16 protein-coding genes and 1 pseudogene are annotated in these 22,667 nt (G+C 37.1%); 16 read left to right on the top strand and 1 reads right to left on the bottom strand.

Annotated elements, in window-relative coordinates; all coding sequences use genetic code 11:
• Positions 1 to 123: 123 nt before the first annotated feature.
• The 16 genes and pseudogenes from DI076_RS18490 (at position 124) to DI076_RS18420 (ending at position 21,591) form a co-directional block, all read left to right on the top strand.
• A complete protein-coding gene (locus DI076_RS18490; RefSeq protein ID WP_108961332.1) occupies positions 124 to 765 on the top strand; it encodes a hypothetical protein in 642 nt (213 codons plus the stop codon).
• Complete coding sequence (locus DI076_RS18485; protein WP_108961331.1) at positions 762 to 2,453, top strand: hypothetical protein; 1,692 nt, start codon at positions 762 to 764, stop codon at positions 2,451 to 2,453. The genes DI076_RS18490 and DI076_RS18485 overlap by 4 nt, the downstream gene beginning before the upstream one ends.
• A gap of 536 nt (positions 2,454 to 2,989) precedes the next feature.
• Positions 2,990 to 9,709: an RHS repeat-associated core domain-containing protein gene (locus DI076_RS18480; RefSeq protein WP_135358406.1), complete on the top strand. Its 6,720-nt coding sequence runs from the start codon at positions 2,990 to 2,992 to the stop codon at positions 9,707 to 9,709.
• A 62-nt stretch (positions 9,710 to 9,771) separates the two neighbouring features.
• Complete coding sequence (locus DI076_RS18475) at positions 9,772 to 10,275, top strand: hypothetical protein (protein ID WP_135358405.1); 504 nt, start codon at positions 9,772 to 9,774, stop codon at positions 10,273 to 10,275.
• A complete protein-coding gene (locus tag DI076_RS18470) occupies positions 10,265 to 11,251 on the top strand; it encodes a hypothetical protein (RefSeq protein ID WP_135358404.1) in 987 nt (328 codons plus the stop codon). The genes DI076_RS18475 and DI076_RS18470 overlap by 11 nt, the downstream gene beginning before the upstream one ends.
• Positions 11,252 to 11,274: 23 nt before the next feature.
• Positions 11,275 to 12,216 (top strand): LA_3334 family protein, encoded by a 942-nt coding sequence (locus tag DI076_RS18465; RefSeq protein WP_108961327.1) that lies wholly within the window; start codon positions 11,275 to 11,277, stop codon positions 12,214 to 12,216.
• On the top strand, positions 12,213 to 13,616 hold the full coding sequence (locus DI076_RS18460; RefSeq protein ID WP_108961326.1) for a Kelch repeat-containing protein: 1,404 nt from the start codon (positions 12,213 to 12,215) through the stop codon (positions 13,614 to 13,616). The genes DI076_RS18465 and DI076_RS18460 overlap by 4 nt, the downstream gene beginning before the upstream one ends.
• Positions 13,613 to 14,221 carry a hypothetical protein gene (locus DI076_RS18455; protein ID WP_108961325.1) on the top strand — a complete coding sequence of 203 codons (609 nt, stop codon included), beginning with the start codon at positions 13,613 to 13,615 and terminating at the stop codon, positions 14,219 to 14,221. The genes DI076_RS18460 and DI076_RS18455 overlap by 4 nt, the downstream gene beginning before the upstream one ends.
• A 372-nt stretch (positions 14,222 to 14,593) precedes the next feature.
• Positions 14,594 to 14,749: pseudogene (locus tag DI076_RS20540) on the top strand (IS481 family transposase); the annotation flags it as partial.
• Between the two features lie 222 nt (positions 14,750 to 14,971).
• On the top strand, positions 14,972 to 15,541 hold the full coding sequence (locus DI076_RS18450) for a hypothetical protein (protein WP_108961324.1): 570 nt from the start codon (positions 14,972 to 14,974) through the stop codon (positions 15,539 to 15,541).
• Between the two features lie 114 nt (positions 15,542 to 15,655).
• Entirely contained in the window at positions 15,656 to 17,338 is a 1,683-nt protein-coding gene (locus tag DI076_RS18445) for a phage portal family protein (RefSeq protein ID WP_245918582.1), read from the top strand.
• Between the two features lie 28 nt (positions 17,339 to 17,366).
• On the top strand, positions 17,367 to 17,960 hold the full coding sequence (locus DI076_RS18440; protein WP_108961322.1) for a hypothetical protein: 594 nt from the start codon (positions 17,367 to 17,369) through the stop codon (positions 17,958 to 17,960).
• Positions 17,961 to 18,219: 259 nt separating this feature from the next.
• Positions 18,220 to 18,924 (top strand): hypothetical protein, encoded by a 705-nt coding sequence (locus tag DI076_RS18435; protein ID WP_245918581.1) that lies wholly within the window; start codon positions 18,220 to 18,222, stop codon positions 18,922 to 18,924.
• Positions 18,924 to 19,385 (top strand): hypothetical protein, encoded by a 462-nt coding sequence (locus DI076_RS18430; protein WP_108961321.1) that lies wholly within the window; start codon positions 18,924 to 18,926, stop codon positions 19,383 to 19,385. The genes DI076_RS18435 and DI076_RS18430 overlap by 1 nt, the downstream gene beginning before the upstream one ends.
• Positions 19,385 to 20,539 (top strand): hypothetical protein, encoded by a 1,155-nt coding sequence (locus DI076_RS18425; protein ID WP_108961320.1) that lies wholly within the window; start codon positions 19,385 to 19,387, stop codon positions 20,537 to 20,539. Before DI076_RS18430 ends, DI076_RS18425 begins: the two co-directional genes overlap by 1 nt.
• A 101-nt stretch (positions 20,540 to 20,640) precedes the next feature.
• Complete coding sequence (locus DI076_RS18420; RefSeq protein ID WP_108961319.1) at positions 20,641 to 21,591, top strand: hypothetical protein; 951 nt, start codon at positions 20,641 to 20,643, stop codon at positions 21,589 to 21,591.
• A 640-nt stretch (positions 21,592 to 22,231) separates the two neighbouring features.
• Here DI076_RS18420 and DI076_RS20205 read toward each other — a convergent pair.
• Complete coding sequence (locus tag DI076_RS20205) at positions 22,232 to 22,591, bottom strand: hypothetical protein (RefSeq protein WP_167396559.1); 360 nt, start codon at positions 22,589 to 22,591, stop codon at positions 22,232 to 22,234.
• Positions 22,592 to 22,667: the final 76 nt, after the last annotated feature.

The following is a 22,667-nucleotide window of genomic DNA, read 5'->3' as shown; positions in this document are numbered from 1 at the left end:
CATAGGAATCATCATCCAAATCTAAAGTTATTCTAGGCATTACTTCATTACAGTAAATCACTGTAAGTGGTCAATGCGTTTTTCGTTGACAGGTAGTATTTTACTGCAACTTGTCACTTCCCGATGGCACCAAAGAAGAAAATCCCTCGGAAAAAAGCACCTAGCAAACGTGTGGTGAAGAAAGGTAGTTCTAAATCATGGGAAAATCCTGACTCAACAATCTCAAATAACTCGACCGAAAATACAATACCGAGTCGAGAACCAGAGGAGATCTTTTTAGAGAGTAGGGGAGGAAAAGAATTTGAACCAATTCCAAAAAACAAAGCCGTGGTTCTTTACAGAGAATTTCCAGAAGTCTCCCCATTTCAAGAATCTGGATTAATACTTTTCCGTGCTGGAAAATATAAAACGCACATTGGTCCTATGATTGGGAGAGCTCGAGATTGGTTCGGATGGAATTATAAGCATTGTGAACCATTCCGAAAATATGCCGATGAAATTGAACTGGAACTCTTATCGCATATTCGCCAAAATTCCGTTCCAGTGGCCGTCGGATTTTTTCGAATCTTAGAAGAGATAGCATCAGGTGACTATGACTTTGAGGATAAGATCCAGGCCGGAAAATTAGCCTTCGCTTATTTAGAAAAAACGGGACGACTTCCTAAGTCTGATGACAAAGAGGAAGAAGACAAAAAGATAGAACAAGCAGTTCAGGCACTTTCAACTGCGCTCGCGGAAAAGTTTGGGAATGACCTTGCGATATGATCCAAATCGAGGAATTGCGTAAGGAATTAAAAAGGTATCCTGCCAAAGTCGCTGAAATTTATCTCAAGCGATTTTTAGAAAAACAAAAAGCACAATACGGAGAAGGGAATCCCGCCACCTTACGAAGAGTAAAGGCCATAGAAAGTTTTCGAGTCTTTCTCAATACTTATTTTGCTCACTACTTCTCTACTGAGTTTGGGGAACAGCAATTGGAATTGATAGAGGACATACAAGCCTTTGCCGGAAAGAAGGGTAGGGGGCCAATGAAAATAATCCGAGCTCTCTCCCGAGGTTTTGGAAAATCAACCATTCTCTCTTTATGCGGTGTCATGTGGTTGGTGCTTAGGCGTGATTGGCATTTTGTGATCATGGTCAGTGCCTCACTCACACAGGCGAAAGGTTTTCTCCAAAAGATTGTGGATGAGTGTGAAGATAACGAACTGCTTGTATCTGACTTTCCTGAACTAAGGCCTGCAAAAGATCAGAAAGGCCAGAATGTTGCTTGGAATGATTTGGATATCGTTTTCAGGGGAGGTGCCAGGATCATTGCGAAAGGCTTTCTTAATGCCATTCGTGGAACTCGGTATAGACAATATCGGCCAGACGCTTTGATTGTCGATGATCCGGATGAAGAGAAGGACGTTGAATCAGATTCCAGAATGCAAAAAAAATATCGTTGGTTCGATCGGGCGGCATTGAAGCTCGGAGCTCAATGGGGTATCGATGTAGTTTTGTCTTACACAACTCTTTCACCAAATTGCGTAGGAGAAGTTATCTACAACGATACCAAAAAGTATTGGGATTGGAATCGTAAGAAATTCTCTGCCATTGGAACTCGTCCAGATGGATCCGAGTATTCTACTTGGGAAGCCGGGGCACCTCTCTCGATGCTTCTAAAGGAAAGAGAAGTCGATCCAATCTCTTTCGCAAGAGAAAGGCAGAACGTCATACTCGCAGAGATCGATCAGAAATTCAAAGGTAGAATTCAAACTTACGAATTTGTTAGGCCGGAATCATTTCAAGGATGGACTCTTGGATTGGCAGTGGATCTTTCGCTTGGGAAGACTCAGAGATCAGATTATTCCGCAATTGTCGGTGTTGGACTTTCTCCACAGGGAAAATTCTACGAACTCTATTCAGACATTGCTAGAAGACCTCCAGATCAGATCCAAATTGACCTCGTAAAGGCTCTCAGAGCGTTTCCATGGACAGTTGCGGGTGTTGAGACCAGTGGAGGGCAGGAATACTTCCTGGACGCGTTTAAACGGCATTTAGAAGACTGGAATGAACTGTGTGTAAACCCAAACAACGGGCAAGGATTATCACCCACAGATCGAATCATTGTTCCAATGGTTGGGATCCCAAACACTGGAGATAAGATCAAACGAATCGAAGGGGCATTGCAAACTATAATTGCAACTGGCCTCATGTTACTCAGATCCGATTCCAATTTACTTTTTGAAATGCTAAACGAATTCCCTTACAAGAAACTGGATGGTCCTGACGCATTGGAGATGGCTCATCGATTGATTGTAGAACAAATGGGGAATATGATAAGTATAGTCACACCAGAACAGTTAGCGAAGGCAAGGGAACGGGAAGCAGGGTTGCATCAAGAATCGCAAGTTACAATTGGAAAGTCTATTGAGCAGCTTCGAAGAGAACAATTAAGAAGGCGAGGTTATTAAGTCTTTCTTTTGTGTATTTGAAAAAGGAAATCTTTTTCGTTTACGCTAGTGTTCTATGTAAGGTACTTAAAGAGGTTCTTTATATGGTTCCTAAAAAAGGCCGTATTTTCATTTACAGAGATTTAATTATCCCTAATTTTTTCAATGACTGTAAATGGTTTCAGGCGTTAGGTGACATAGTAGTAATTTAAAATCATCCACTTTTTCGATTATAGAATTTCGAATTGGGAATAAAGGCCTTTTTTCTATCACAGACCATTGCGGAATGTTTTCCGCAATGGTCTGTGATATTTCTGTTTTATTAATTCTGAAAAAAAAATGCGAAATTCAAAATAATTTGAAATTTCTGAAATAAAATTAATCTGAACTGTTATTAATATAATAGCTTTTTGCTGGCATCAAATCCTAAGCCTTTTCGATTACAAATAAAACTTTTTAGAATATATAAGTTGTACGAAAAAACATTGACCTATGTTTCTAAATTTTAATTTATTATGAAACACGTGTTATTGTAGGTAAAGGCTCTGGGGTTCGCTTTGAAATTATCAAAATTAAAGAATATACTACTATTATCTTTTGCGTTTTTTTCGTTTTCAAGTTTTACCTTGATGGATTTTTGGAACGAAAAAATTCCTCAAAATTTACCAACAATCTCGGTTGATCAGTTCGGGAATGCTATTACTACTTTCCCGATTGAGCTGCCTGTTGCCCTAAAAGAAATAGCACCTAATTTGCAACTTTCGTATAATTCGGAATTACCAACTGGGTTATTAGGAAAAGGATGGGATTTAAATCTTAATCATTACATAGAAAGAGATGTTCGCGGATCGTATGATCATGGGATCGAGCGCTTTACATCTACACTAGGTGGAGAGCTAGTCCCCTCGAATACATTAAATATTTATCGAACTAAACCTGAATCATTATTTATATTCAAGAAACTTGACTCGAAAACTTGGCAAGCGAAAGACAAAAACGGGTTGATTTATACATTTGGGGGCAACGATCAGTATCAAACTGAAAATTCATTGTATAGCCAAGATCAGGTCCAAAGATGGCGGCTAACGAGCGTAAAGGACACTTTTGGTGTTGGATATACTGTAACATATGGGAAACCGAATAGCAGTGCAGGTATATTTGTTACAAAAATTGCATACCAAAACAGAGAAATCTCATTCGAATATCGAGACAATGACGATAACGCAAAGAAATATACGAATTTTATTCAATCGCAAGATAACCAATTAATAAGCGAGATTAGAGTAAAAGTAGCTGGAGTAACTGTCCGTTTATATAAATTTGATTATTCTACAAATCTATTAGGAGAAGCACAATTAATTGCGATTTCTCGCGAAGAATCAAATAACTTTGGAGATGGCAAATACTTTGATATTCAATTAACCTATAGCCAGAGAACACAATCTGTATATGGATCAAAAGTTGAGAAACGAATTCCAAATCTTTTTGCGGTTTCACGAGTGCCATTGCAAGATAAATTTGAATGCAACCTAGGTACACTAAACTGTTTGGCATTCAACACTATGGTATGTAATATGCCAAACCCAGCGAGTCTATTGGTCTGCCAGACCGAAAAAGCAAGGTATGGTTTGCTTTGCAGTCAATTTCAGAATACGTGGTGGCTTCCTTGTATGACAGGAACCAGAAGTCCAAATAATCTTCTAACTTTCGGTGATACGGATGGTGATGGAAGCTTGGAAGGAGTTCGACTTGTAGGTAATGAAGATGAAGGTTCGTTCAGAATTGTCACAATTAAAAATCCAACAACAAGTATGGATGAATCCACGGTATCTCCGAATTTGCATGGTATAGGTTATAATAGTTTTTCTACAATGTCTTGGGGGGATGTTGATGGAGATGGAAACGTAGACTTAGCATATTCGAATGGTCAAAATGTATTAGTTACCTTCGCGCGGAATGGCTATTATACTGAACCATATCTGATATCAAATTTAAGTTTAGTTACCCCGCCCGTTGATTTTCTATTTAGTCCTCCTGATTTAACCTGGAAGGGGGGTCTTGTTGATATGGACGGAGACGGACGTTCAGATTATATAAAAAAGATTAATGATACAACGATTTCAATCAGTTACTCACAAGGTACTTCTTTTTCTGGCGAAAATCATATAGACATTGGCCCAATCTTTATAAATGAAAAAATGGGGCAGTTTATTGATTTTGATTCTGATGGAAAGCCTGAGTTTGTACATATTTTAAACGGCGAGGTAGTTATAAGAAAAATATTCTTAAGCTCCGGTAATTCCATTGAGTATCGAATGGGTGGAATCTACACGGGCAATGGGAATATTAAAGAGGAAGGATACAACAGATGGCTTGCAGATATCAATAGTGACGGTAGACCTGATTTCTGCGTATTACTACCCAATGGATTATTTTATACTTATTTAAATTTAGGGAAAAGTTTTGCGGAAGGAGTTAATCAAGGTTATCTTTCCGGAATGGTTTACCAGGGAGAAGTTTTTGGAGATGAAATTCTTAAAACTAAAACATTTGCTGATGTGAATGGAGACGGGAAGGTCGACTTACTAGCTTTTGATGGATCGAGAGTAGCTGTCAATTATGGGAACGGACAAGGCTTTGTCAGTGGAGGTACATTGGCAGAAGCTGATTCGTTTTATGGGGCAATGGACTTAAACAAGGATGGAAGAGTAGAACTAATTCATCTAAAGGCTGATAAAAACGCATTTTTACTAAATGTACCTTACTTAAGTTATTACCCTGCAATTCAGGACTATGTTGATGGTACGCGCAGAAGTCAGAATTATTTTGCGATGCATGCAAGGGGGTTTGATGCTTTTGTTTCCTTATTTAAAGCTCCCAAAACAACAATGTCACCAGGCTTACTTCTAAGTCTCCTTAGCTTATTAGCTCTTTACGATACTCCAGAAGGAGGAAATTTAAGTGTTACTCCGGTAGTTCTGAATAATTCACATGATAAGCTTGTAAAACTATCAGATGGGATGTGGTTTGAAACTGAAATTCGATATAAAAAGACAGAAGAATTTCAAAATGCTATCCAGTTTAATAATGGCTCCTACCCAAAGCTTTCAGTTCCAATATCAAAACAACAGGTTTATGAGATAGAATCGAAAAGTGCAGATAAAGTCATAACAGATAGATATGATTATCAAAATTTTAGAATTCACCTTGGTGATTTATTTTCCCGGGCATATTATGGGTTTGAAAAAGTAATTGAAACTAATCTATTACATAATCTAAGAAAAGAAATAATATATAACCAAGCAGGACCCCAATTTGCCGGTCTCGAAAAATCGATAAAGAGTTATTATTCGGATGGGACCCTTGCAAAAAGCTTAACTTATAATTATCAAATCAAAAATCCTTTTGGTGTTGAATTAGTATTAAGAAATTCGCAGGTTTCAGAATCCTACATAGACTCTTATCTTTATAAAAAAGAAGAATACGAAGCAGGGTATGACATATATGGCAATGCTTTGTCTCAAAAAAAATTCGCCAATAACATATTGGTAAAAGAAGAAGAATCAAATTTTGATAATAATACTTCTTTTGATAACTATTTTATTGGAAGACCTAAAAGAATAAAAAGTTATTTGCAATCTGAATTAGTTTCAGATGAAGAGTTTAATTATACCAATAACAGTTTGGTTGCTGAAGTTGTGTCATTTTCTGGAAGTCCAGACCAATCGAAAGTGACAATGAGTTATGACATGCTCGGCAGAAATACGGTCAAAAATGTTCCAGGTATCGGTGAAGTGATAACTGAATATGATTCAGATTCTGGAATCAATGTTGTATCGCAAATGAATAGTTTAGGTCATAGAACAGAGAAAAGATATGACTTACTTACAGATTCATTAATTGAAGAAATTTCGCCAAACGGAGCGAGCTTAAAGAGATCGTACGATCCTTTTTTGAATGAAAAGAGCGAAACACTTCCCGGTGACTCTGCACCTAACCTTAAACAAAGTTTTACATATAAGAAAGAGGAACTGAAGCTAGAGGTCGTCAAGCAGTCGCGTAACTCGGAAGGTGGGTATTCGGTCATCACGGAAATAATGAATCATGAAGGGAAACTTCAAAGTAGGATAACTCAGTTAAATGAATCAGCCAATCTAACCGAACGAATGGTATATGATTCTTTTGGACGACTTTACCGTAAATATAATCCTATTATTTCGGGTTTGATGGAAGATGATTGGGAAGAGTATAATTATGATGGCTATGATAGAGTTATAGGGATTATAAATTCGAAAGGAGAAAGAATCTCTATTTCATACTCTCCAAACCAATTGGTTACTACTTCGAGTATATTTTCGGCTACAGGCGAGCTAGTTCACACGATAGAGATTGAAAAGAATATATTGGGTCAAGAAATCCGAAGAACGATGAATGGTTCTACTCATACGATGAGCTATAGTGCTCGGGGGAATATTGCAAAAATTACTGATCCGTCGGGCAATCAAATAAGTTATGAGTATGATTCCAGGGGAAGGAAAGTTAGTCAAACTGACAAATCTTCCGGTAACATCGAGATGAAATATGACATGCTCGGACGCCTATCGAGAACGATTAAGTCGGATGGAACGGTAACTGATTTTAACTATGACGGTTTATCAAGAATCATATCTCAAATGACCGGTGGGAAAACAATTTCATATGTTTATGATGTTGGTGGTGCAACATCACAGTCCTATCCAGTAGGAAGATTGACCCAAGTGAATGATGGAAACCTTACAACATTGATGGACTATGACTTGCGAGGTAATGTAATCCGACAAAAGAAAATGATGGATGATGTGAATTTGTTTGTCGAGTCGGAGTATGATACTAATAATAACCCAACACTTATTCGGTATCCAGAAGGAACAGTCGTTCATTATTCTTACGGATCTGGAGGGCATTTGAATAAAATGACTTTAGATTCGGCTGATGGTAATTCAGTGGACCAGCTACTGGTGAAATATGAAGGACCTTTTTTAGAAGAGGATCGCTTTGTTATAAAGAAAATTACTGGGAACGGTGTTGAATCAACTATTGAAATTGATAAAAAATTTAAGAGGTTAACTGGGCTTCGAACCAAACTGGCGGATGGATTTCTGGAACAAAACTTGAAATATGAGTATGATCCAGCTGGAAATATAAGCAAGATACAGGATAAAAACCGAGAAGACAGGACTCAAAATTTTGAGTACGATTCACTGAACCGCCTTGTTAAGTCAGTTGGAAAATATGGTGAGGAACTATATGAATATTCAGCGGATGGTAATTTACTAAAAAGAGGAGAAGTTACTTTTAAATATGAAAATTTAAATAAACCTCATTTAGTCACTGAAGCCAGATCTCCTCAAATAGGAACTTTTCATTACTCCTATGATTCAAATGGAAATATGGTTAATCGGAATGGAGATGTTCATTCTTATGATTCTAACAATTTGTTAACAAGTATCAATACTGCGGGCGGCACTTCCATTCGCTATTACTACGATCATTCTGGTAATCGAATCAAAAAAGATGTGGGCAATGGAAAACAGATTAATTATACTTTATTTGGGGATGCGTTTGAAATTACAAGGGAGGAGGGCATTCCAGAATCTGCAACTTTATATCTTAAAGGATTAAAAGGGGAGCCTCTGGCTCAAATAGCAGTTCCTGATGTACAATTTTTGAGGGATGAAAATTTTAGTTCTCTAACCCCTTGGGACAAAATCCTAAGTTTGAATTTCTCTGTATTTGATTGTTCTAAAACTAAGATGGACTGCGAAGTATATCGAAAAAATAAATTTGATTCTTTGATATTTAAGCCGCTAAGAAAACACTTAACTAGAGAAAATATCAAATTCGGATCGTATTCTCTTCAATTCGCTTTTCTTGGATTTTTATTCATTTTCGTTCATAAACAAAAAAGACCTTATTTTTCGATTTATATTATGCCTGTTATGCGGTATGCAAATGTAATATTGTTGTTTTCTTTTATGATTGGCGTTGAGAATTGTTCGTTTCTTGGCATCGGAGGCAATGGGGATGAGAAACCTCTAACATTGTTCCCAACGCATGTCTCTGACTCCGCCCCTTCTGTTAATGATGAAGGAAACGATTACTTTCCAGGGACAGGCACAATAGTGCCTCCTATTTCATCAAATTCATTTTCGGGTATTTCTTTCCAACATGCTGACCATTTAGGTTCCGTTAGTTTTTTATCGGATTCGAAAGGGAATCCTTTGTCTGGTGGTGATTGGACGGGGAGATCCAGGATTGCTTACAAACCTTATGGATTGATTCACAGAACTGATAGCGGCGGACCTGATATTAGTAAAATTAAATATGCTGGTCAAACGGAAGACAAAGAATCTGGATTATACTATATGAAGGCAAGATATTATGATCCTTTTATTGGCCGATTTTTAACGGGAGACAAAAAGCTATTCTCAAAACAAGTCAACGGATTGAACCGTTATATGTATACAAATGGAAACCCAATTAAATACAATGATCCGACTGGTTATGGAAGACAATCCCCCTACTTTTCGGCAGTTGTCGTATATATGCTTAGTGAAGGTATGAATGAAAGTGATCGGTTACTTCTAACATCGGCAGCTTTTCGGACCTATAGAGGGAACGAGAGAGGAAGACAATCTTATATAGAAAAAACTTTCGGTCAAAATGCATCTCATTTGGGTAAGCCGCATATTTCAAAGGCTTTACAATATGCGCTGGCTGCTTATTACTTGCTGCCAGCAGAAAATGATCTCGACAAAGTTCGAAATCTATTTATGGGATTTACTATGGGAAAGAAAGCTGGCGGGTCGTACAATGACATCCAAGGTAAAAAAGAAGAGCGAATACATATTGGAAAATCTTGGAAAATGGCTTTTATGGGATATATGCTTTGGAAAGATAAACCTGATGTGTTAAGGTTTGTGGCTGCTGGCTATCGCACTGGTAACAAAGTCGATAAACTAGATAGGCCTTACGCTGATAGTAAAGCATTTTTTAATGGGTTGAAACAAGCTTTTTCTTCTGAAGCAATTCTCTCTTTGATAATACAGATAGTGACTCTAGTGGTTATGATAGTTGTATTTGATGTATCTATTCCAATAATAGTATTATCAAGTATTGGTATCGCAATGAATTTTTCATCAATAGCACTTTCCGGTGATTATGGAGCATCGGAAGAGATTTCACAAAATGATGGAGAGGATAATAGGGATATAAATTTTGGGGTTACCGATCGTTAGTCATTATGAAATATTTACCTTTGCTAATAACAATAATAATAATTAACTGCGCAGGGATAGTTATGCTGCCAAACCGGCTGGAGACGAAAAAAATATTAAAACAGGAAAAATGCGGAGATTTCAACTATGTCTTCTCCGATAATTCTGATTTTAGAATTAGGAGAGAATCTAAGTTTAGTATTTCTTATGATGGACTATTTGATGCAATAGATGAATGTACAAATAAAAAAAGCAAAAAAACGATAATTGTTACCATAACACTTGAAGATAAATCAAACCAAAATTCTCAAATGGCACGTGTATTTACATCGCTGCCATTTGTTACAGGATCATTTTTTATTCTACCAATGACTGTTGATACTGAATTAGACATTAAATTTGATAACTTGTATAAGTTTAGGTCGCTCGTTGTGCATCGAAAAGTTTTTAAAGTTGGAAGTCCCTTATATAGTTTATTCAGATGGAATTTTCAAACAAATTCCGAAAACGCTAAAGCAATCTACTATGAACATATGAAAAATGCAATTTTACGATTTGAAAATAGAGAAAAAATTTATGAAGATTAGTTTTGTTATCAGTTTATTCTTTTTCTTCTTTTTCAATTGCGAATTGATGACGATTCGCTCTGACCATTCGTATAAAGTAAGCCAACTAAATAAAAGTCTTTGTTGGGGTGGGAAATTCAATGTGCAGTATGTCGCGAGTGTAAATGGCGGGGCAAGCGATGATGTAAAGAAAGGGGTCAATAAGGCCATTGCCCTATGCGAAAATAATATGGTAGATAGAATTGATATTACGATCGAGCGATCTACTGATGATGAAAGTTTGAATTATGGATCGTTTATTTTCAGTCTTTTTCTCGTACCACTTTTAGAATCCAGCGGTTATCAAATTAAAGTTGTTAAAAATAAATTTATTTCAAAAGGAACAATTGTTCTCAGTCGGAATATATCACCATGGTATATTTTTCTGATTCCAAATTATTTCTTTGGTACGAGTCATGAAGATTTAATTTTCGAAGAGGTATTAAATCATATCCTGGAAGTAGAAGAACAAGAAAAACTTTATGCCATTGAAAAAAATAGGCCAACTGTCTCTTCTGAAAAGAAGTTTCGTAATGTATTTAGGGAATGTTCGTTTGATTTATATGAATGTGCTATGAATGAGGCAATCAAGCATAGGTTAAAGATAGCGATTCAAATAGAGAAGAAAGATAATAAAATTATCTCAGATTTGGCGGAATTAAGAGAAAGATTAAATACGAAAGAAAAGAACTTCGCACATGGTTGTTTTTGTAGAACCAATCCTGATCCAAATCTTTTTAGTAAATGTCCTGTTGAATCTGATTTTGATTCAATTTGCGAAGACAATTACAACTGCAATCAATTGAAACCTGGCGATAATTCCTGTGGAATCACATTTTGGAACCAATTAATTAAATTGGAAAAAAAACTTAAAGATGGTAAGTTTAATGATTATTACCTAAAAGAGAAAATAAAAGAACAGCTGGCTATTATGCATTTAAAGATTATCATTAATTGAAATTACGAGACTATTTTATAAAATTGAAAACTACTATTTTTTTTTCATCATTTCTTTCAACCTACAAGCTTAGATTCTCAAATAAAACTGGATCTTTAATTCGATGGCTTTGCCTTTTTCTATCGTTTTTCTTTGCTACGATACTTTATGGTGCGGAAATTGAGTTTGCTTCTGGTCAAAAGTTTTTAGGAAAAATAATATCTGAAGATGAGAGATCTATTCTATTTCAATTTCAGGGTAAGGATTATCGGATTCCGAAATCTGAGCTTACTAAAAATGAAAAAGATAAGTCTGGTAGTGATTTTAGTATAAGTTTATCGAGAATTGTATTGTATGATAAAAGCCAATTAATTGGCTATCTGATTGAAGAAGACCAAGATCACATAATTTTGCAAACTCAAATTGGTTTCGTTAACGTAGAAAAATCTAAAATTGAAAAATCGGAATTAAATAGAGAAAAGAATTTTCCACCTCCCAAAAAATATCTAGTCTCGTCGTTAGAATCACTTAACACCTTTGTCGGGTTAGGTTATGGAATTTACAGATCTTCAAATTTAGATATTACTCTAAATCAATTGAATTTAAACATTGAGCCAGCTTATCTAGATTGGAAAGGCTTTGGAAGGATAGGCTTGCAATTAGATGGTATTTGGGGAGTAAGTTCTGAATACAAAGTCAATATGATCAATGGAATCGTTTATTATTACTCTCATTATCAATTTCAACAAAATCCTCTTTTGGATTTTTATGGAAAGGTTGGGTTTGGTGGAAATTATGTAAATACGATTGCAGAAGATAGGAATCGATCAGGTTTAAATCCACTTGCCATGTTAGAGCTAGGTTGGCAGGGATATAAACTAAATGATTTTCAATTGCGGCTGGGTATAAATACTTTTTGTGCTTTTGAAACTTCCTCAACTGTTTGTTTTTCTGGCCCTACGATTCAAGGAATGTTGAAGTTTTGAAATTTATATTAGTCATCAATCTTTCTTTTCTTTTTTTGTTTAACTGTTACAACTCGCCCCTTTCTGATACTGGAGCAATAGAAAAACTAAAGCTCGAAGGATTTGGAGTTTCGAATGTAGGTGAAACTAGTGCAAATATCTTTGTCCTGTGTTCTGAAAAAACTAATGGGCTAATGGCTTTTTCAGAACTTCCGCTGAATGGAATAGGGGCTTTGCTTGGTGCAGATAATGTAAGAGCTAGTATTAGAGAAGGGAAAGAGCACCTTTTCATCGTCGATAGTTTAAAACCCAATACTAGATATTATTATCAGGTGTATTGTAAAGAATTAGGTGCAGTTACTAGTGGTAATCAATCCTTTGTGACAACATCAAATGACTTTCTTGATAGAATTAATGGACTTAGATCGATTTGGATTCTGGGCGGGATTGGATCCAATTTTGAACCTATAGGAATGATCGATGTATTTGATCCAGTTGAAAATCGATGGTTTGAAAATGTTTCTCAGATACCTACGCCAAGAGCCTTTGCACAGATAGTATATCATAAAGGGTATATCTTTGTCATTGGCGGAGCTACGAAAGTCGGTTCATCTTGGCTACAATCTAGAATAGTCGAGCGATTAGACACAGCCAGAAATGAATGGAAAAGAATGGCTGATATGCCGATCGATTTGCAAGGGGGAATCGGCGTTTCCAATGGTGAAGAAGTTTATCTAATCTCTGGTTCTACAACTATGGATATGACTACCGGGACTATCTTAAATACAGTCTTTCGCTTTAATCCAAGTTTAGGAAGTGCCGGACAATGGATTCAATACACATCAAATAATGCAATTTTTCCGAGGCTCGATATGGGTGGATGTATCATGAACGGATCTCTTTTTTACAGCGGAGGACGTTTATACTCTGATGGAAATTCATATGCTACCACAGATGTATATTTGCCATCAGCCAATTCTACTACAACATTAGTCGAAGCTTCAATAAACCAAGCAAGACATGGCGTCGCAACTGTTTGCTATAATCCAAAGAATACAGATCCTTATCCGAATGATTCTCAAGGTTTTCTAGTAGTGGGGGGAAGTACAGCTTCCAATTTCAATCAACCAGTAACTGCGATAACACCATCCTCTTCTTACGATTACTATAGAACGGGTATAAGTTCAAATATCTTTCAAGCAGGCCCTGTGCTACCAGTTTCAGTCTATTATCCAAGTATCGAAATATCTTATCAAAACAGAAGGGCTTATGTTATGGGCGGTTCCACCAGTATAAACATTCCGACAGATAATATATACTCTATTGATTTGGCAAATCCTATAGGAGGTCCATGGCGATTGGAATCCATAAAAATGCCAAGACCGAGATTTTCTCATAAGGCAGTTATCTTAAGCAGATGAAAGTAGTATATTTAATCCTATCTGCTTTCGTGATCCAATTTTCTCTTTTTTCGCAAAAAGTAGAAGACCCTCTTCAGTTAGCGAAAAACTTGTATAAAGAAAAAAAATTTCAAGAAGCAGAAACGGAAATTTTAAGACGTTCTGAAGTGCAGTTTTCAAATCCTGAATATGATTTATTGCAATCGAAAATTTGGATCGAACTTGGAAATCAGAATTATATTCAAAGAAAGTTTAGCACAGCTTATAAGTATTATTCCAAAGCTTATGAGTTTTGGAGCGCAGACCCACTAGTTCAACAACGTTATTATGAACTTAAGAATAAAGATTTAGTAGATGAAGTAGAGATTCTAGAAGTAAAGAAAACGAAAATACCAGTTGCTCTGCCAACAAAAAAAGAAAATCCATCAAATGATGAACCTTTATTTAAGAATGAGTTGATTCAATTGAATTTCAAAATTCAAGAATCTGAATTATCACTTTCAAGTAAAATAGAATCAATTAATGAAAAAATAATGTTTCTCATCATTGGGAATATTGTTTTTATGAATTTGTTACTTATTTCTATAGGAGTAGTGGTATTCCTTTATTTAAAGCTTAAGAAGTAAGTATTAATAATGAATTGATATGGTTTCGATACAGGTCTAAGTTTGCAACAATTGAACTGATATTGTTGTGTCGAGTAAGATGCAAGTTTTAATAAATAATTTAAGGAAAAACAATACTGTTAAAAAATCGGCTGCATCAACAATTTAGAATTTGATAATTCCACTCATCCAGGATTTTTAAACGGAACTTTTCTTTTCACCTTTATAATTAAGAAATTTGACATCTTCAAAATGTTATTAATTTCTTCGAAAGAATATTATATTGGGCTAGCTGCTTTTATGCAACATTAATAAGTGCCCTTGCGATTCCGAATCCTTATTTTAATAGCAATTTCAGTATTTTTACTAGAACCTTTACTATCATAATTAAGCTTTATTGGGACTCCTGCTATTGGAGAGTTGGTTGGCTTTGAAGAGGTCTCTGGCAGGCATTGTCGTCTTTATTTTGCGAACGCAATCCTTGGAATTTTAGATTTGTATACGAGTAAAGTGTTGAAATACCAGAGGTTGTTGTATAGAATTGACTAGCAAATGTGTAACCCATGTGAGTGATCTAAAGTGTTACCGATGTGCCTTTCTATACACCATCTAGCATCTGTAATGTGACATAATATACATTATAGGAAGAAGCATATTGTTTCATAATTCATAGTATCTCAAATAGAAATAATGCTTCAAAAGTAAAAGTATTCGAAGTAGAGTCTACCTCTTCATGAGTGATGACCATTCAAACACTTAAAGGGAGAGTCTATGGAAAAAAGAATTAATTATTACACTCCAGAACTTACTGAATATAGCATTATAAATTTCAGTATCATAGGGAAAGCGCTTTGTGTGGCTACTTACTTTGATAAAATTTGCAAGAATTTCTTATTAGCATTGGTGATAAAGTATCCTCAGTATTTCAAAGAAAAATTTAAAGAATTTAATAATATAAATTTAAATTCAGATGAATTATATAGCCAAATAATGAAAATTGCGGATAAAATTAATTTAGATAGATGTATTAAAATATTATCAAAAATAAATACAGAAAATGATAAATTTATTGGATTTTTTGGCCGTTTTGATAAAGCAAGAGAAGCGAGAAACTTTATTGCGCATGACTTGTGTTTGGGTTACCCTGAAAACATTAATAAAGCAAACTTTCGCGCTGAATTGGCCAGGGAAATAAAAGAAAATACTTCGGAAATTGTTAATTGTTTGGTTCTTATGGAGGATTTGATTTTGTCCTTTAACAAAGAAGGAATGTTACCGGGAATCGATAAGTCTTCCTTAGTTGAAAATATTGTCTCCTGGGTATTGGATGATGAAATATAAGAAAGCAACCTTTTCAGAGTTTGTTTTCAAATCGTTTTCAAACGAATTTAAAAACCCCTTAAAACCCCACTTTCAACCTTAAAAAACGATTGCAATGATTGAGAACTATATTTCTTGTCACTTCCCATGCCGAGACCACGTGGGAAAAATTATGAGAAGAATCTATTCTATCGAACTCCACCAGAGTTAAGAGAGAAGGTTGTTCAAGGTAAGGCTAAAGCAGTCGAAGATCCCTCTTCCGATCCAAGGACTATGACTGTGGAGGAATTTAGAAAATCCTCTTTTTACTCACCTGCAAAATCAACAGTAAAGCAAGCAGTTGAATTAAATAATCGAATGTTTAATTTGCTGGAAACTGCAAAGGACAAGAAGAATCCAATTTATTCAGATGATATGGTGGTCCCTGTCCAGCAAGGGATTCGTGTTAGGCCTATCTATCGTATCCCATTAGAGGACCTCAGAAACATTTCCTATGCTTCTTCTCTCATCGGAGCAATTCACCAAATCATGGCCGATGATGTTTCAATGTATGCCAAAATTGGAGAAGATCCAGGCTTTGAATTCAAACTAAAGCAAAAGGACATATCCGCAACAGATTTGCAAAGGCAAGAGATGGCCAGTTTCGCAAATCGTGTTTTCCTAATGGGAGATAAATCTCAGGCAGATTGGCGAGAACGTGAACGACTTGGGGAAGTCCTTGAAATGGCGACTAGGGACACTCTTGCAATAGATGCCGTGGCATATTTGAGAACCTTTAATCGAGCAGGAGAGATCTGTGACGTTCGTTATCTGGATCCCGCGACTATTTTCCGTGTAGATCCAAGAAAAGGATACAAAGGCGATAAAAATATCACTCACGTTCAGATGGTGCACAACACTGTAACAGAGACTTATGAAGCAGGACGAATTGTTTACCGTCATAAGAATAACCTTTCCGATATTCGAATGCGTGGGTTTGGATATTCGCCTATCGAATCTTGTTTGGTTGAGATCATGTCCCTACTTTTTACCATAAAACATAACGCAGACAGATTCAATTCTAGGAATCCACCAAAGGCCATTATTTCTTCAAAAAACGCAATTCCGAAAGGAGACCAAGAGCGCATCGAGCTCATTTGGGAAAACGCTTTTTATGGACCGAGAGAAGGATTCAAAATCCCAATGATGTTTGGTGCTGGAGAAATCCAGGTACATAACTTGGATGTGTCGGATGATTTCGAATTCGATAAAATGCTCCAAATGGTTTCTTCATTTATTATTGCAAGACACGGAATTGATCCTGCGCAGCTCGGACTTAGACTCAATCAATCGCAATCACTCGCAGAGCCTTCTATGGATGGAAGACAGCATTTTTCAAGAGACCGAGCTCATGGATCTATCATGAGTTTTCATCAAGATTGTCTCAATGAAGTTTTCGATCCGAGAGACGAAAGCCCAATCGCATTGAATTTCATCGGAGTGAAAACAGAGCAAGAGGACAAAAAAGCAGATCTCGAAGACAAACAATTCAAAGTTAGTCGGTCATTAGATGAAATACGGAAAGCAAATGATTTACCTACCATGAAAGAGGAAGCGGAAGATTATGTAGCTCGCGGAATCATAACTGTAGAGCAGGGAAAGAAAATGGCCCGTCTCGGCCTCTTACGTGGAAATCAATATTTCAGTCAGGAGTTTGGAAAAGTCTTTGCAGACGAGGAACAGGCTCAAGGCGGTGGTGAGGAAGAGCAATCTCCTGTTGCAACCGGTAACCAAGGAGAATTGCCTTGGGGTGAAGAGGACTTTCTACCGAATGCATAGTTAATTTAAAAATTTAGAAGGACAAAACATGGAAAATAAAAACGAAACAACAGACCAAGTGGCCGTTGTAGAAACACCGGAGACAATCACTGAGGAAGTAATTGAAAACACTGAGAACGAACAATCGGTCTTGGTAGAAGGCGGAGATATTGTTTCTGGGGATGGAACGGGGGCGACTCTTCCCGAATTCGATCAGGAAAATCCTTCTGATTCGAATGAAGCGGAAGCAATGAATCCACCTCCTGAAGTAGAAGAAGAAACTCAAGGATCGGAAGATCAAGGGATTGGCTACATTCAAGGGGAAATTGATCACCTAAGTGAGCAAGAGAAAACGGTTTTGGGGTACACGATTTCCGATCTTCTTGCTACTCCTAACCAGACACAGCCGATAATCGTTTCTATGATTATTAGCGCGATTTTGGATAAAGTGAGAAGTGTGAATCCCGATGCAACTGAGGCTCTCGGCCAATTATCAAATAGAATTGTAGAACTCGCAGCTACTCAAGACTATCTGACACTTGTTTCCGAATTTGAAGGTGTTGTTTCTAGTGGATTGCCAAATGCTACAAAGTTGTCTTTATACTCACAGCAGTTAGATCAATTTGCAAAACGATTGGGGTAAAGAGTCCCCCTTTTTGCGAAGCAAAGCAGGAAGGGAATTTCAGTTAATTGTTGGGGATCGGCTCAAGTGGATAGAATATGTCGTGCTTGGACCTGATTCCCCTACTATGTACGCATCGAAACTATATTTCAAAAAAGGTGTATTGAAATGGGGGAAGAATCTTTTTTCCAAAATATTTCCTTCTATTACAGCAAAACAATTTCCAAGAAAGATACGGCCGGCTATTATAAATATTGGGAAGGATACTGTTCTTGATGATTTGCCGGATCCTCCCGATCAGGACTTCGATGAATGGTTGTTTGATTATTTAGAAAAAGATTGGAATCCTACTTTCAAAGAAATCGGTGAAACTGGAACATTGCTCGGATACCTTTCAGGTTATCTAACCGGTGAGCTGAAACTTCCATTGGAAACTGTTACTGAAATGGGGATCCAAGATTATGACAAAGCACTTAAGTATAAACTTGGGTTTGGCATCGACGAAGTTTTTGAGAAAGGAAAAATAGTTTCGAAAAAAGAAGTATCAAGGCTCGCAACAGAATACGCAAAGGAACATGGAGCGGAATGGCTAGCGATTTACAAACGAGATGACCAGGGTGAAATAATCTATGGCGAAGATGGTCAACCTGTCAGAGGTGGAAAGCCTTATGAGTATCTAACACAAATGTGGCGAGATATGATCGTTACGGCAATTCAGGAAGGGAAGACACTTGAACAAATGCAAAGTGATTTTGCTTATCCGGATCTATTGGATCTCGTTGAAAATGGTACGATTTCATCGGAAACTTATCTTGAATTACTCAATGGTAAAGAATCCGAATTACTGCAATTGCGATTGAATAGAAATTTTCGACGATTTGCCTGGACAGAAGCAAGTATGGCGTTCAATGCTGGAAGGATCCGCGCGATGAGTGAATTGGGAATCGATTATGGAGTATTCCGAAAAGGGCAAAGAGTGATGTAATGAAAGATCATTATAAAGACCATTTAGAATTTCTTAGACGTGTTATTATAAAAAAGTTTGAAGACGCAAATAAGCGTCACGCAACATGGCACGATATTACACCGATCGAGGATCCTTGGGAAAAGAAGTATTGGCTCATGCTCAAAGATATTTTGGATCGAGTTGATAGTTATATCAAATCCACTCCTCCACAACGTTCTGGTAGAGAAGTCGTTCTCGATGCAATGGCCTTCTCTGAGATGACAGAATTTTTAGATCCTAAAAGTGCAGTATCTAAATACAGAAATGAAATGGACACGGATGAGTTTGAAACTCTCGGAATAGTTCTGCTCTCTGTGAGGAAAGCCGGAGAAGAAATCTATCTCGATGTATCTGGATCAACATTTAATCAGGAACAAAAACTCGCAGTAATAGAATCCGCAAAAGAGGTAATCGAGCGGAATGGTGGGAAATATAACTAATGGCAAAGCAATATCTTTCTGGTGGCGGGAATCCATTTGGAGTTACCCCTGCACCTTCAGTATTTAATCCTAATCCTCCAGATGATCTCATCAGTAGGCAAGGCGAGCCTGCAATTTGGATCCGCGCAATTCCTAATATAGGAGATCTAGACGAAACAAAAATGGCGATTCCTGGAAGTGATTCTCAACTGTATCGAATCGAACGTTATCGAAGGATGCCAACGGAAACTTTAAATCCGATGTTTTATGATGACAATGTTGTTCAAACGAAATACGGACCAATATCCAAAATCAGATCTCTGAAAGTGTTTCGGAATGAAGATTTCGGAGGGAATTTTAATCTCTCAATTGAGAGTTTTGAGCACAATAGAATTAAGCTAAAACCAAATATTGAATTCCAGGAATATTATCAATTGGATTGCGATTATGATATCGAATCATTTACAAAATTTGAAAATGTTTCATTTATACAAGAAGAGGACGGTTTTTTACTCCATCCTGTCCAGGATGATATCATCGTAATGGTCGATTCTGTTTGGAGAGAACGTCTCGACAAATCAGGTTATGATGAGATTGGATTTAAATATGATTTTACCAAAATCTCATGTGAGACAGTGGCAGAGGCAAGCCGAAGATATTTATTAAGCTACGTCACATTTTCTCCAATTAAAATTGGTTATAAAACTATCGATACCAAAGATGCTCGATTAGCAGAGAAAATGATAGATGTCCAGTCAGGTGATATTGATATCGTTGTTGGTTCCGGATTAAACATTTCAAAAGATGATATACTGATTCCACTTCGTACGCTTCGAACAGAGAAAGAAATCTTGGAAAAAGATAAAGAAGGACGTTACCCTGTCAAATACAGCCCACTCAGAGAGATTGTGGCCGTCTATACCGATTCTATCGAGTATGAAGACTTTTGGATAGAAGACAGTAGATATGCTCGCATCAATGCTGGTACTCTTCCAGAAAGAATAGTTTGTGTGTACCAATATAATCCTAGATATACGATTATGCCAGATACAACGGCCTCAGCTCTGGCAGAACGTATCCAACCGAGAAAATTTATTGGGAGGATTAATCAGACAAGGCTTGATCTTGGTAGAATCTTCCGCGAATCAATTTATCGTTCGGTGGCGACTGACTGAAACCGAAAAAAGCTTGAATTCTCGCCTGGGGGATGCCCTTGTCACTTCCCATGTCAAACTCTGCTCAAATATCATCTTAGGTTTCATTAAAGGTAAAAAATATGGTGCGACCGTTTAAAGGTTTTCTATTCCAAAATCCCGACGAAAATGCAAACAGGCACCTTTTGGAAAGGCTGTATGCTACTGAAAACCCAGGTGAAATCGATCCATCGATTCCTAAGACCGGTGGGTGGGGAGCAATTGTAACTCCCGATGAAATACGATATTCTTTGATGTCGGGTAACGGTCGATTGGTGACGGTTGATGGATCATATATCACAGACGAAAATTTAAAAGGATTCGTAGATCAGGTTACACTTGCGATTTCTGAGGAGTTGGAGCACGAAATCTATCCGACAATCTATAGGCATAGACCAAAAGGGAACCTTTCAAGGTTAATCGAGCCTCATGCAAAGTGGTATGATGCTCACGATTATCAGAATTCCGATCTTGGTAATAATTTCTTTGTAGAATTGCGAAAAAAACCACTTCAAAGACTAATTACTTGGCAGTTCGTTAATCCAATTGGCCGGGACATGAACAATGAACCGACAACCACAATCGTTGATTTCCAAAAGAGAGCGAGAATAGTATATGACCAAGGAATTTTACGTTCTATCGGGATTCTTGGATCTAATGTCTCCTTTTCTGGTAACGCAGCGCTTCGATCGCAAAGAGTTTTTCAAGGGATGAGCCCAACGAAAATTCCAACTACTCACTATATTGATTTTATCTCTGGATATGATTCTGCGTATCGAGTTCCAGCGGAATTAAGAGAGGTTATTGGTCTTATAACAGCCATTAAAGTAATGTCGATATACGGAGATGGACGCGCTGCCGCCGTTGCAAGTTTTTCGGTTGGGGTTGGTGTTCTACATGAATCTGTCAGCACAACTCAGTCTGCGACGAGCTCGATGTATGGAGCCCGAATCTTAGAATTGACTAACTATCTCAAGGCATGGTACGAAAAAAACATGAGTCGATACAGGTCCATGAGAGTCGCAATACTTTAGTTATTGCAGTTGGATACCTAAATCTCACACTGGGATTTAGGAACGGACAAGGCTTTGGACTACAAGGAAACTGAATAGTTTTCTCATGGGTATGGGTGGCGAGTGGTTCCTGGCACAAGATGGCGGAAAATACAGACGCGGTGGGCGCCGAAAGACTCTCCCCCATGACTCCGAGCGAAGGCTGACTGAGAGATGTAAGCTGTGTAATCGGGATGAAGGTGCAAACCCTTCTCTTGTGAAAATTTTAAGATAAGGATCCGGAACGTGAGTAATAAATTTCAACAAAAAAGAGCCAAACAAGTTATAGGGAAAGAGCGAGTAGAGTTACTCACATTTACGCATAGATTCTATCTTCATTACATGAATCCTATCCATCGATGGGTTGTACTTGCATTGTTCAAATTATCTGTGAAAGCAAATCTAAGAAAGAAGCCGAGGCTTTCTGATTTTTTACAGTTTCTTTCTCAGTTTATCCAGGCATTTGCGGGATATTCTGTTACTCATGTTTCGAATGTTCCTCCGAAAATTGATATTTACTCAATGGGAACAAGAATTGGCCTCGCAAATTTTTTCTGGAAAAGGCGATGGCTGTTAATGTGTAAAACATTCCTTTTGGGAAAAGATCCAGATTATATCGATTCTATGAAGCGGTTAATTGTCTCAAATTATCGAGAAGGTCTGAATTTGCCTGAGCCAACTGCAAGCGCAGTAAGTCGGGATTCGGTTCGATAGGTTTCGCCCTTGAAGCAGGCGTAAGAATTTTATAAATATCGCGGTGTCTTGTATAGATACCGTTGATAATACCCATTGTAAGTTTCTTTTGAGCATGTGTTAGATAGATTGATTTAGTTCGGATATCTCTAAGCGTTCTCACTTCTGATAAAAAAATTCTTATCTTCCCTTGAGAAAACAATTCAAGTAATCTATCGATTGATGCGTGAATTATAATGAATTCCGCCGTTGGAATATTTGGATCAAAACTCTCTTCTTCTTGTGCCACAATAATCCGATAATACGAGACATAAAAAAACATTCAAGCCTTTCATTTTTTTCTTGCAAATTGCAGGTAATTCGTC

Origin of the sequence: Leptospira ellinghausenii (genome assembly GCF_003114815.1) — a bacterium.
Lineage (GTDB): Bacteria > Spirochaetota > Leptospiria > Leptospirales > Leptospiraceae > Leptospira_A > Leptospira_A ellinghausenii.
The sequence above is the reverse complement of the archived record's forward strand: the minus strand, read 5'-3'. Positions and strand labels throughout refer to the sequence as shown.